Consider the following 10,895-nt stretch of genomic DNA (forward strand, 5'->3'; position numbering starts at 1 on the left):
CTGCGGGCGCCGCGACAGCGCCCGCCCGCAGAGGCTTATCGCGGCGACCGCATCAGGCGGATATCGAGATCGTTGACTTTCTTGCGAAGCGTGTTGCGATTTAGGCCCAGAAGCTCCGCGGCCTTGATCTGGTTGCCGCGCGTCGCCGCCAGGGCCGCGGAGATCAGGGGGATCTCGATCTCGCGGATGACGCGGTGATAGAGGCCCGGCGGCGGCAGGCCGTCGCCGCAATCGCGAAATAGCTTGGCGAGATGCTGCTCGACCGATGTCGCCAGCGTCTGTCCGTGCTCCAGCTCGCGCGGCGGCAGAGCGCCCCCCGAGGCCGCCGCCTTCTCGCCATTCGTCGCCTGCCGCAACTCGTGATCGAGTTCGACCTCGACCAGCGCTTCCGAGATCATCTCCTGCGGATGCAGCGCGGCGAGCCGGCGGATGAGATTTTCCAGCTCCCGGATGTTGCCCGGCCAGCGATATTTCTTCATGCGGTCGAGCGCCGCCTGCTCGATGTATTTTTGCGGCAGACCTTCGTTCACCGCCACCTTGAAGAAGTGGTTCACGAGATCGGGAATGTCCTCTGTGCGCTCGCGCAGCGGCGGCAGGCGCAGCGGCACCACGTTGAGGCGGAAGTACAGATCCTCGCGGAACAGGCCCTGCTGGATCAGGATCCGCAAATCCTTGTTGGTCGCGGCGATGATGCGGACATTCGTCTTGATCGGCGTGCGGCCGCCGACCGTCGTATATTCGCCCTGCTGCAGCACGCGCAGCAGACGTGTCTGCGCCTCCATCGGCATGTCGCCGATTTCGTCGAGGAACAGCGTGCCGCCCTCCGCCTGTTCGAATCGGCCGGCCGAGCGCTGGTTTGCGCCCGTAAAGGCTCCCTTCTCATGGCCGAACAGCTCGCTCTCGATAAGGTCGCGAGGGATTGCGGCCATATTGACGGCGACGAAGGGCCCCTTTTTACGCTTTCCGTAATCGTGAAGCGCGCGCGCGACGAGCTCCTTGCCGGTGCCGGATTCGCCGTTGATCATTACTGTAAGGTCGGTCTGCATCAGGCGGGCGAGAGAGCGGTAGATTTCCTGCATCGCCGGGGAGCGGCCGACGAGCGGCATCCCCTCGATCTCTTCAGGCGGGTGGTCTTCGCCGTTCTTTCGCGGCTCCGCCATGGCGCGGCCCACGATGCCGACGAGCTCCTTCAGGTCGAAAGGCTTCGGCAGATAGTCGTAGGCTCCCCTTTCCGAGGCGCGTATCGCCGTCATGAAGGTGTTCTGCGCGCTCATGACGATGATCGGAAGCTCCGGCCGCAGCTTCTTGATGCGCGGCAGAAGTTCGAAAGCGTTTTCGTCCGGCATGACGACATCCGTCACGACGAGGTCGCCCTCGCCGGACTGCACCCAGCGCCACAGCGTCGCCGCCGTGCCGGTGGTGCGCACTTCATAGCCGGCGCGCGACAGCGCCTGAGCGACGACCGTCCGGATGGCGGAGTCGTCGTCGGCGACAAGGATTTCCCCACGGTTCATCGATGCGTTCTCCCGCGGTGGCGAAGCGTCACGAGCGACGCTCCTCCTGTTTGTTCGACTGCTTGACTCGGTACATGGGCATCAAAATTCGAAAGGTCGTGCGTCGGGGAAGGGATTCGCATTCAATAATGCCGCCGTGGTCGTTGACGATCTTCGCAACCAGTGCAAGACCGAGGCCAGTCCCCGAAGACTTCGTTGTGACAAAGGGGTCGAAGAGATGCGCGGCGATGTCGTCGGGCACGCCGGGACCGTTGTCGCGCACACAGAATTCCAGCGGCAGGCCAACGGGGCTCTTTTCCCCCATGGCGCGCAGACTTACGCCCGGCCTGAAGGCCGTGGAAAGCTCGATCTCTCCGTCGACCGCGTCTCCAATCGCTTCCGCCGCGTTTTTCACGAGATTGAGAAAGGCCTGCACCAGTTGGTCGCGGTTGGCGTAGACCGGCGGCAGCGAGGGGTCGTAGTTCTCGACGAAACGCACCCGCCGCGCGAAGCCGCTCTGCGCCACCTGCTTCACATGGTCGAGCACGGAATGGATATTTACCTGCTCGCGCTTCAGCGGCCGCGCGTCGGAGAAGACCTCCATGCGGTCGACGAGCCGGACGATGCGGTCCGTTTCCTCGCAGATCAGCCGCGTCAGCGCCCGGTCGGCGTCGCCGAGGCCTGGCTCCAGCAATTGTGCGGCGCCACGAATTCCCGATAAAGGGTTCTTGATTTCATGCGCCAGCATCGAGGCGAGCCCCGAAACAGAGCGAACTGCCCCGCGATGACTAAGCTGTCTGTCTATTTTATCGGCAATTGTACGTTCTTGCAGCACGACGAGCACAAGTCCGTCGCCATCCGGCAATGGCGCGCAGTGGACGTCGACGCGGCGTTCGCTGTCCTGACCCGGGCGGCCGACGTCGACCTTGTATTCATTGATCGTCGCGCCGCGCTCGCGCACCTGCTGGATCAGCGTGATCAGCGGCGAGCCGAAGGGCAGCAGCTTGTCGATGTTCTGGCCGATGAGCAGCGGCTTGCCGAGTTCGAAAAAGGCTTCCGCCGCGGCGTTGGCGTCCTCGATCGTCCCATCTCGGGCGACGGTCAGGATCGCGTTCGGCAACGCCTCCAGCACGGCTGCGCGACTCTGTCCGTCGAGCATCTTGAGCGGCGCGATCCCTTTTCGCGTCAGGCCGTCCCCGCCGAAACGATCGGAAATGCTCATGCAGCGGCCTCGCTCTCCTGCGTGGCGAAAATCGCGTCGATCAGACGCCCCGCCTCTTCCGGCGAGTTTGTGGTGACGAGCGCGCGGCGAAGTTGGGAGACCTGCTCGCAGGCGCCGCCGAAAGCTTCGTCGACATAGGCGGCAAGATGCTTGCGCGCGTGGCGCAGGCCGGCCTGCCCCATTTGCGACAGCAACCCTTCGAGATGTTCGCGCGCAATTGCGCCGCGCTCTTTCGATGAAGGCTGCGGACGCAGCCGGCCGGTGGCCAGATAATGCGAGATGTCGCCTACGAGCCACGGACGGCCCTGCGCCGCGCGGCCGACCATCACGGCGTCGGCGCCGGATGCGCGCAGCATCTCCGCGGCGTCCCCGGCGCTCGCGCAATCGCCGTTGGCGACCACCGGGATTTTGACCGCCTGCTTCACGGCGGCGATCGCCGCCCAGTCCGCGCGGCCCGTGTAGAATTGCTGGCGGGTTCTTCCGTGCACCGTGACAAGCGCCGCGCCCTCGCCCTCCGCGCGACGTGCCAGTTCGGGTGCGTTACGCGACGCGTCATCCCATCCAAGGCGCATTTTTATGCTTAACGGAATGCGTATGGCGGCCCGGGCGGCGGCGATCAGCGACGTGGCCTGATCGAGATCGCGCATCAACGCGGCGCCGGCGAGTCCGCCCGTGACGCGCTTGCAGGGACAGCCCATGTTAATGTCGACCCATTGAGCCCCCGCCGCTTCGGCGTGGCGGGCGGCGGCGGCGATCTCCGTCGCGTCTCGGGCCGCGATCTGAATCACGCGCGGCGCCGAATTTGCCTCATCGTTGGAGCCGCTCAACCGCAGCGCCGTTTCCCGGTCGCCGCGCGCGACGCCGGCGGCGGTGATCATCTCGCTGATCGTCACCGAGGCGCCATAACGTTCGGCGATACGGCGCATGGCCGGGTCGGTGACGCCCGCCATCGGCGCCAGAAAAGCGCGGCCGGAGAGCGTTACGCCCCCCACGCGGAGGGGCTCCGCGCCTATTTTTTCGGCAGTATACATCCTGCCCACACTATAAGCAGCCTTCTTCGCACTTGCAATATCCCACTTCGTCGCGGGAAGGCGCGTATTTGACGCCGGGCCTGAAAACCGACACACAACGCGGATGCTCGCCAGGACCCGATCTCCATCGATCGCAATTCTCGTCGTAGCCGGCGGACGCGGCTCGCGCGCCGGCGAAGGCTTGCCGAAACAATACAGAACGCTCGAAGGCCGGACGGTGCTTGCACGCACGCTTCGCGCCATGCGAGCCGGCGCGCCGGACGCTTCGCTGAAGGTCGTTATCCACCCCGACGACCGAGAGCTTTACGCACAATCCGTCGCGGAACTGGACGCCGCCGATCGCGCCGCCCTGTCGGAGGCCGCGCTTGGCGGCGCTACCCGGCAGGAGAGCGTCAGCAACGGGCTGGAGGCGATCGCCCGCGAGGGCGCGCCGGAGATCGTGCTGATTCACGACGCCGCCCGCCCCTTCGCGGACCCTGCCCTCATCGCTCGCGCGATCGAGGCGGCTCGCGCCCATGGCGCGGCCGTGCCGGGCGTGCCGCTCGCCGACACGGTGAAGGAGATCGACGCGAACGGCTTCGTGGTCGCGACGCCCGACCGCGCGAGGCTGCGCGCCGTGCAGACCCCGCAATCCTTCCGTTTCGATCTCATCGTCGCAGCGCATCGGGCCGCCGCGGCCGGCGGGCGGGAATATACCGACGACGCCATGATCGCCGAGGCGGCCGGCCACGCCGTCCATGTCTTTCCGGGCGATGCGGCCAATTTCAAGCTCACTACGCCAGAGGATTTCGCCCGCGCCATGGACCAGCTGAAACAGCCTTCCCTCGCCAGCCTGCCGGACGTCCGGACAGGTCAGGGCTATGACGTCCACGCCTTTGCCGAAGGCGACAAGGTGTGGCTGGGCGGCGTCGCGATTCCGCATTCGCACGCCCTCGCCGGCCATTCCGACGCCGACGTTCTGATGCACGCCATCACCGACGCCGTGCTCGGGGCGATCGCGGAGGGCGACATCGGCGCGCATTTCCCACCTTCCGACCCGCAATGGAAAGGCGCTGCTTCGTCCATCTTCCTCGCCCACGCCTGCAAGCTCGTGCGTGATCGCGGCGGCGCGATCGCGCATATCGATGCGACAGTGGTCTGCGAGGCGCCGAAGGTCGGTCCGCACCGCGACGCCATCCGCGAAAGCCTCGCGAGGATAATGGGAATGGACGTCGGCCGGGTGGCGATCAAGGCGACGACGACGGAGAAGCTGGGATTTACAGGGCGTCGCGAGGGCATCGCGGCGCTGGCGATCGCGACGGTGCGGCTGCCGGAGTAGTTTTCGGCAATGGTGGAAGCATTCTTGCCCGTTTGCAGGAGGAAGGCGCCCCGCTCGCGCGGGCGACTCCGATGGAGACGAACGTCCTGACGCCTTCGACGCCAGATTATGAATCGGCTCGTTCCTCAGTTCTTAACGCGCGCGGGCGTCACCGAGAATGGATGTATCGAAATTCCCTTTCCGCGCAATCCCTTGCGCGCCACTCAAATTCCTAACGACGTAAAATCGGTTAACTTTACCCTCTTGCGGCAAAGTTGAAGACAATTGCGCTGATCCCGCGCATGTTTGGCGCAGATGGGGCGCGCGGCTGATGCGTCGAAATACTTTTGCGGAGAGCGCGGCAATGCAGTCTCGATCGGGCGCGCAGGAGCGTGTGGATTGGGTCGATTACGCCAAGGGCTGGTGCATCATTCTCGTCGTGATGATGCATTCGACCCTCGGCGTCGAGGAATCGCTGGGCCGCGAGAGCTGGCTCAATGATTTCATCGACTGGGCGCGGCCGTTCCGCATGCCGGATTTCTTCCTCGTCGGCGGGCTTTTCCTGTCGCGAACGATCGACAGACCGTGGTGCGATTACCTCGACCGCAAGGTTCTCCACTTCGTTTATTTCTTCATGCTGTGGACGCTCATACAGGGCGCGCCCAAGCTCCTTTTCACGGAGGGCGCCGATCCGCTGGCGATCCTCCATGGTCTCGCCTTCGCGATGGTGGAGCCGTTCGGCACCCTGTGGTTCATCTATCTGCTGCCGATCTTCTTCGTCGTCACGAAGGCGCTACGCCGCGCCGAGGTCGACGTGGTGCTTTTCCTTGCCGCGATGGCTCAGATCGCGGGAATCGAGACGCCCTCGACGGTCGTCGACGAATTCGCGTCCCGCTATGTCTATTTTTACGCAGGCTACGCCTTTGCGCCCCAGATATTCGCATTTGCGGAGCGGGCGCGCGCAAATGTGCGCAAGACGATCGCAGCGCTGTTCCTCTGGGGCGTCGTGAACGGGCTTGCAGTGCGTTACGGCCTCGCTCCCCTGCCCGGCGTTTCGCTTGTTCTCGGCTTTGTCGGCGCCGCCGCGGTCGTCGCCTTCTCGGCGCTGCTCGCGCAGGCGCGCATCCTTCCCGTTCTGCCGGCGCTCGGCGCGCGCTCCATCGTTGTCTACCTCGCCTTTTTCCTGCCGATGGCGATGACGCGCGTCGCGCTCGTAAAAAGCGGGCTGAACATGGACGCCGGTTTGATGGCGCTGATCGTGACCGCAAGCGCGATCAGCGTCCCGCTGGCGATGCGCCGTTTCACGCAGGGAACGCGGTTAGAATTTCTGTTCGAACGGCCTGCGTTCTTTCGCCTGCCCCGCGAGCCGCAGAGGCAGCCGCTGTACCTGAAGAGCGGTGACGAAAGCGAGAGGCGCGGCGACGCCTGGCCGTTCCGCCGGGACTGGGAGCACTCGACCCGGTTCTGAAGCAACGCTCTGGCAAGTGCGCCTTGACAAGCGCCGCCGCCCTTTGCCGATAGTGCCGGCGCGCCTTTTGCGCTCCGAGCGCTGAAAAATGATCCGTATCACGCCGACGATATTTCTCGACGACTCCGAGCTCACGGAGGAATTCCTGCGCGCCTCGGGGCCCGGCGGCCAGAATGTGCAGAAGGTCGAAACGGCGGTGCGCCTCCGTTTCGACGCGCGCCGCTCCCCCAACCTGCCCGAATTCGTGCGCCTGCGGCTCGAGCGCCTCGCGGGAAAGCGGCTCACTAAGGACGGCGTGATCGTGATCGAGGCGCAGCGCTATCGCACGCAGGAGCGCAATCGCGCCGACGCGCTCGAGCGTCTCGTCGATCTGATCCGCGAAGCCGCCGCGCCCCCGCCTCCGCCACGGCGGAAGACCAAGCCGACATTGGGCTCGAAGATCCGGCGCCTCGAAGGCAAGAAGCTGCGCGGCGACGTGAAGGCGCTGCGCTCGAAACCGTCGCAGGATTGAGGATTTCCCATGGAAAATATGATTTACGTAAAGGCTAATATGCTTGTCGTAAAAGCTAAAAGCGGCCGTTTACGCATCGCGACCGCCGAATCCTGCACCGGCGGACTGGTCGCGGCGGCGATCACCGACGTTCCCGGCGCCTCGGAGGCGTTCGACCGCGGCTTCGTGACCTATTCCAACGCCGCGAAACACGACATGCTGGGTGTTGATGAGCGAATCATCGAGGCGCATGGCGCCGTGAGCGCCGAAACTGCGCGGGCGATGGCTCAGGGCGCGCTGGACCACTCCCTTGCCGACCTTGCGGTGGCGATTACGGGCGTCGCTGGCCCCGGCGGCGGATCAGCGGAAAAGCCGGTCGGGCTCGTGCATTTCGCCTGCGCGCGACGTGGCGAGGGCGTTACGCATGTGGAGCGGCGCTTCGGCCCCCTCTCCCGTCGGGAGATTCGGGACGCAGCGGTCGTTCAGGCGCTGGATTTGCTGATCGAGGCGGCGGCCGACTGATTTACCTCCGGCCGTAGACTTCGTCGGCGCGCTTCGCGAAGGCGTCGGCATATTTCTGAAAGGCCTTGTCGAACATCGCGCCCATGACCAGACCAAGGGCCATGCTCTTGAATTCATAAGCAATAAAGAAATCCACCAGAGAGCGCGGCCTGCCGTCCGGACCCGGAGCCTCCTCCCGGAAGGTCCACCGGTTGTCCAGCTTCCGGAACGGGCCGTCTATATAGTCGACCCTGACTTCGAGCTTGTTTGCGTCGCAGGTCACACGGCTCGAATAGCGCTCGCATATCGCCTTGAAGCCGACCTGCATCTCCGCGACAAGTTCTTCGACGCCCGGCGCCGTCTGCTTGCGACTGCGCACCCGCATGCCTTCACAGAGCGGCACGAACTGCGGATAGGCCTCCACGTTGCAGACCAGTCTGAACATGTCGGCGGCGCTGTGCGCGACGTGGCGGCGGTTTCGAAAGCTCTTCATGAAGCGATGCTCTTAAAGCATTTGGGCGGGCGATGAAAAGCGCGGCGCGGCGAAGCTTGCCGACCGGGGACGGAGCTATAATTTCCAATGGTTGCTGAAAACGCGAACTTAGGTCGCTCCTCACGAATCCGATGGGAGAGAAACATGGCGAACAAGTCCAATTTCACGGCGGATGAATGGAAAAAGATTTTGGAAGCCCCGCTCCTTGCGGGGTTCGCGGTCAGTGCGGGCGATCCGAGCGGGTTCATCGGCACGCTTCAGGAGGGATTGGCCAGCGCCAAGGCGCTCGCGGCCGCCAAGGCCGACCCCGGCGCGGACGAACTCATCAAGGCCGTGGTCGAGGATTTGCTCACGCCAGAAGGGCGCACGGCGGCCAGAGACGGCGTCAAGGAACTCATCCAGGGCGCGCAGCTCGGCGAGATCAAGACGCGCGCGCTGGCCGAACTCGGCCGCACCGCCGCAATCCTGAATTCGAAGACCCCCAACGAGGCCAAGGCTTTCAAGAACTGGCTCAATCACATCGCCAATATGGTGGCCGAGGCGGGCACCGAGGGGGGCTTCCTCGGCTTCGGCGGCGTGAAGGTCACCGACTCCGAACGCGCTACGCTCGCCGAAATCGCTTCGGCCCTCGGCGCGTAGCGACAAAAAATTGGCGGCGCAGTCGAAAAGACGCGCCGCCGGGATGATTGTCAGCTCTTCCCGCCGGCCGCTCCGCCGGCGATGCGAGCAGCTCTCAGGCGAGGTTACCAGAGACCTTCGCGAAGGTGCCCGACAGATTGGTGCCGAGCGCGCGGACGCCAGCAATGATGGCGACGCCGATCAGCGAGGCGATGAGGCCATATTCGATCGCGGTGGCGCCGGACTCGTCGCGGATGAAGGTCTTGAGATACTTCGTCATGGAGCTGCTCCTCTTGCGTGTTTCAAATCAGGCGGGCTGCTTTCCAGAACAGTCGGCCGCTCACCTGCGTGAATGGATACAGCCAAGCTTGCGAAGCATTGGTTAATGCGTGAGCGCGGTTTCCCCGGGTCGACGCAATAACTGTTCCGATTTCGCTTTATGATTTCCGATTGGTTGCCGGGATTGCGTGTGGCTGGAAGCTCTCGGCGCCGGGAGCAAGGGCAAAAGCGCTTTACGCCGGCGTCTTTGCTGACGCCTGTTCGCCCGCCGATCAAACGGCGGATCAGGGCTGACTGGCGCCTTCCGCTGTAGTCCGCGAAGCGCGCAACGCCCGAAGCCGCTCGAAATCCTCGCCCGCGTGATGGGAGGAGCGGGTGAGCGGAGACGCCGCCACATAGGTGAACCCTTTGGCGTAAGCCATTGTTTTATAGGCTTCGAACTCCTCGGGCGTCACGTAACGGGCGACCGGATGGTGTTTGCGGGTCGGCTGCAGATATTGACCGAGCGTGATGAAATCGACATCCGCCGAGCGCATGTCGTCCATCACCTGCATGACCTCGTTCCGGGTCTCGCCCAGCCCGAGCATCATGCCTGATTTCGTGAACAGCTCCGGATTAAGCTCCTTGGCCCGCTGGAGGAGGCGCAGCGAGTGAAAGTAGCGCGCCCCCGGGCGCACGGTCACATAGAGCGAGGGCACGGTCTCGAGGTTGTGGTTGAAGACGTCTGGCGCGGCCTCGACAACCTGCTCCAGCGCGCCCGGCTTTCGCAGGAAGTCGGGGGTCAGAACCTCTATCGTCGTTTCCGGACAGGTCTCGCGGATCGCCATGATGGTCCGCGCGAAATGCGCAGCGCCACCGTCCGGGAGGTCGTCGCGGTCGACCGATGTGACGACCACGTGAGAGAGACCGAGCGCGCGAGTGGCCAGCGCCACCCTGCCCGGCTCGCTGGCGTCCAGCGGCGCCGGCAGGCCGGTCGCGACATTGCAGAAGGCGCAGGCGCGGGTGCAGACCTCGCCCATGATCATGAAAGTGGCGTGCTTCTTTTCCCAGCACTCGCCGATATTCGGACAGGCCGCCTCCTGGCAGACGGTCGCCAGCCCTGAGCCTTTCAGCAGCGCGCTGGTTTCGCCCCAGGCGGCCGAGCCCGGCGCCTTGACCCTTATCCACGGAGGCTTGCGCAAGACCGGCTGGTCTGGCCGGGCGGCCTTCTCGGGGTGGCGCAATTCCGCCGGGGTCTTTCGGCGCGGATCGTTGTTCAGCAGATCTAGGACGGTCACGGCAATCCCCCGTGCGCCATAACTTAGGCGCGCGGGCGGTGAACCGCAATGTGATCGTCTTCCTCCGGCCGCGGATGGAGCCGACGCCAAACGTGTGCCATGAGCGCCGCCCCGGCCATGGCCGCCAAAAGCTGCCCCGGGCCGCCACGCGGCTCCTGCCCGAGAAGGTGGGTCGCTTCGGCGCCCAGCCAGGCGCCCCAGACGCCGACCATCGCGATTGTCGCAAGCCAGCAACTGAACGCGCAAGGTCGCGCCATCAACCAGCCGACAATCGAGCCCAGCAGCGCGAGTGCGATGAATTGAACATTCGCGGATATGTTCGTGCCGAACGCCGCGGTGAGGATCGAGTCCATGGCTGCCTCTTAAGACCGACTCCCAAGGCCCTCTCTTCCGCCGGCATGAATGCCGACGGACGATAATGGTTAACGCATGAAGTGTGCGACTGTTCCTGTCTGGCCCAAAAATATATACAGGAATAATCACCTATTCAGAAGCTGCGGCCGCTTTTGCTTCCAGCTAGCGAGGTCGGCGGTCATTTATTCTCGCTGCTGGGTCATCGCCCGGACGATGCCGGTTCTCGACCAGATGATCGAGCGGGCGCGCCGCGTCCTAACGACGTCGCCATCGCTTTCAGCTGGGGGACATTGCAGCGAGAGGACGCCGTCAATCACCTGTTAAAGCACATGAAGAACTCTAAAAATGCAAAACATGAGATTTGAAAACATT

At 64.4% G+C, this 10,895-nt stretch carries 12 protein-coding genes; 5 read left to right on the top strand and 7 right to left on the bottom strand.

The window, feature by feature from the left end; genetic code table 11:
* Positions 1-35: 35 nt before the first annotated feature.
* From ntrC to dusB, 3 genes are read right to left on the bottom strand one after another with little or no spacing between them, the layout of a single operon-like run.
* Positions 36-1,514, bottom strand: a complete 1,479-nt coding sequence (gene ntrC, locus MET49242_RS05745) for a nitrogen regulation protein NR(I) (protein WP_036281320.1) — start codon at positions 1,512-1,514, stop codon at positions 36-38.
* A 28-nt stretch (positions 1,515-1,542) separates the two neighbouring features.
* Complete coding sequence (locus tag MET49242_RS05750) at positions 1,543-2,715, bottom strand: nitrogen regulation protein NR(II) (RefSeq protein WP_036281323.1); 1,173 nt, start codon at positions 2,713-2,715, stop codon at positions 1,543-1,545.
* Positions 2,712-3,746, bottom strand: coding sequence for a tRNA dihydrouridine synthase DusB (dusB, locus tag MET49242_RS05755; protein ID WP_036281325.1), 1,035 nt, complete (start codon positions 3,744-3,746; stop codon positions 2,712-2,714). The genes MET49242_RS05750 and dusB overlap by 4 nt, the downstream gene beginning before the upstream one ends.
* Positions 3,747-3,849: 103 nt before the next feature.
* Between dusB and MET49242_RS05760 the strand changes: the two genes are divergently transcribed.
* The 4 genes from MET49242_RS05760 (at position 3,850) to MET49242_RS05775 (ending at position 7,523) form a co-directional block, all read left to right on the top strand.
* Positions 3,850-5,064 carry a bifunctional 2-C-methyl-D-erythritol 4-phosphate cytidylyltransferase/2-C-methyl-D-erythritol 2,4-cyclodiphosphate synthase gene (locus MET49242_RS05760; RefSeq protein WP_036281328.1) on the top strand — a complete coding sequence of 405 codons (1,215 nt, stop codon included), beginning with the start codon at positions 3,850-3,852 and terminating at the stop codon, positions 5,062-5,064.
* Between the two features lie 343 nt (positions 5,065-5,407).
* Positions 5,408-6,511 (top strand): acyltransferase family protein, encoded by a 1,104-nt coding sequence (locus MET49242_RS05765; RefSeq protein WP_244430726.1) that lies wholly within the window; start codon positions 5,408-5,410, stop codon positions 6,509-6,511.
* Positions 6,512-6,599: 88 nt separating this feature from the next.
* The gene (arfB, locus tag MET49242_RS05770; RefSeq protein ID WP_036281331.1) at positions 6,600-7,022 is read left to right on the top strand and encodes an alternative ribosome rescue aminoacyl-tRNA hydrolase ArfB; all 423 of its coding nucleotides are present in this window, start codon (positions 6,600-6,602) and stop codon (positions 7,020-7,022) included.
* A gap of 18 nt (positions 7,023-7,040) precedes the next feature.
* A complete protein-coding gene (locus tag MET49242_RS05775) occupies positions 7,041-7,523 on the top strand; it encodes a CinA family protein (protein ID WP_371212542.1) in 483 nt (160 codons plus the stop codon).
* Position 7,524: 1 nt separating this feature from the next.
* On the opposite strand, the gene MET49242_RS05780 is transcribed toward MET49242_RS05775, so the two are convergent.
* Positions 7,525-7,995 (bottom strand): ubiquinone-binding protein, encoded by a 471-nt coding sequence (locus tag MET49242_RS05780; protein ID WP_036281334.1) that lies wholly within the window; start codon positions 7,993-7,995, stop codon positions 7,525-7,527.
* A 144-nt stretch (positions 7,996-8,139) separates the two neighbouring features.
* On the opposite strand from MET49242_RS05780, the gene MET49242_RS05785 reads away from it, so the two are divergent.
* Entirely contained in the window at positions 8,140-8,634 is a 495-nt protein-coding gene (locus MET49242_RS05785) for a hypothetical protein (protein WP_036281335.1), read from the top strand.
* A gap of 94 nt (positions 8,635-8,728) precedes the next feature.
* On the opposite strand, the gene MET49242_RS23945 is transcribed toward MET49242_RS05785, so the two are convergent.
* The 3 genes from MET49242_RS23945 to MET49242_RS05795 all read right to left on the bottom strand — a co-directional run bounded on the left by MET49242_RS23945 (position 8,729) and on the right by MET49242_RS05795 (position 10,522).
* Positions 8,729-8,893 (bottom strand): Flp family type IVb pilin, encoded by a 165-nt coding sequence (locus MET49242_RS23945; RefSeq protein ID WP_084678912.1) that lies wholly within the window; start codon positions 8,891-8,893, stop codon positions 8,729-8,731.
* Between the two features lie 283 nt (positions 8,894-9,176).
* Complete coding sequence (gene lipA, locus MET49242_RS05790; RefSeq protein WP_036281337.1) at positions 9,177-10,169, bottom strand: lipoyl synthase; 993 nt, start codon at positions 10,167-10,169, stop codon at positions 9,177-9,179.
* A gap of 23 nt (positions 10,170-10,192) precedes the next feature.
* Positions 10,193-10,522, bottom strand: coding sequence for a hypothetical protein (locus tag MET49242_RS05795; protein WP_036281339.1), 330 nt, complete (start codon positions 10,520-10,522; stop codon positions 10,193-10,195).
* Between the last annotated feature and the right edge of the window lie 373 nt (positions 10,523-10,895).

Source organism: Methylocystis sp. ATCC 49242, assembly GCF_000188155.2.
In the GTDB taxonomy this organism is placed as follows: Bacteria; Pseudomonadota; Alphaproteobacteria; order Rhizobiales; family Beijerinckiaceae; genus Methylocystis.

Bases quoted from the DNA above. Each gene is read 5' to 3' on its own strand.
- ntrC (WP_036281320.1), bottom strand. From the start codon at position 1,514: ATGAACCGTGGGGAAATCCTTGTCGCCGACGACGACTCCGCCATCCGG.
- MET49242_RS05750 (WP_036281323.1), bottom strand. From the start codon at position 2,715: ATGAGCATTTCCGATCGTTTCGGCGGGGACGGCCTGACGCGAAAAGGG.
- dusB (WP_036281325.1), bottom strand. From the start codon at position 3,746: ATGTATACTGCCGAAAAAATAGGCGCGGAGCCCCTCCGCGTGGGGGGC.
- MET49242_RS05760 (WP_036281328.1), top strand. From the start codon at position 3,850: ATGCTCGCCAGGACCCGATCTCCATCGATCGCAATTCTCGTCGTAGCC.
- MET49242_RS05765 (WP_244430726.1), top strand. From the start codon at position 5,408: ATGCAGTCTCGATCGGGCGCGCAGGAGCGTGTGGATTGGGTCGATTAC.
- arfB (WP_036281331.1), top strand. From the start codon at position 6,600: ATGATCCGTATCACGCCGACGATATTTCTCGACGACTCCGAGCTCACG.
- MET49242_RS05775 (WP_371212542.1), top strand. From the start codon at position 7,041: ATGATTTACGTAAAGGCTAATATGCTTGTCGTAAAAGCTAAAAGCGGC.
- MET49242_RS05780 (WP_036281334.1), bottom strand. From the start codon at position 7,995: ATGAAGAGCTTTCGAAACCGCCGCCACGTCGCGCACAGCGCCGCCGAC.
- MET49242_RS05785 (WP_036281335.1), top strand. From the start codon at position 8,140: ATGGCGAACAAGTCCAATTTCACGGCGGATGAATGGAAAAAGATTTTG.
- MET49242_RS23945 (WP_084678912.1), bottom strand. From the start codon at position 8,893: ATGACGAAGTATCTCAAGACCTTCATCCGCGACGAGTCCGGCGCCACC.
- MET49242_RS05795 (WP_036281339.1), bottom strand. From the start codon at position 10,522: ATGGACTCGATCCTCACCGCGGCGTTCGGCACGAACATATCCGCGAAT.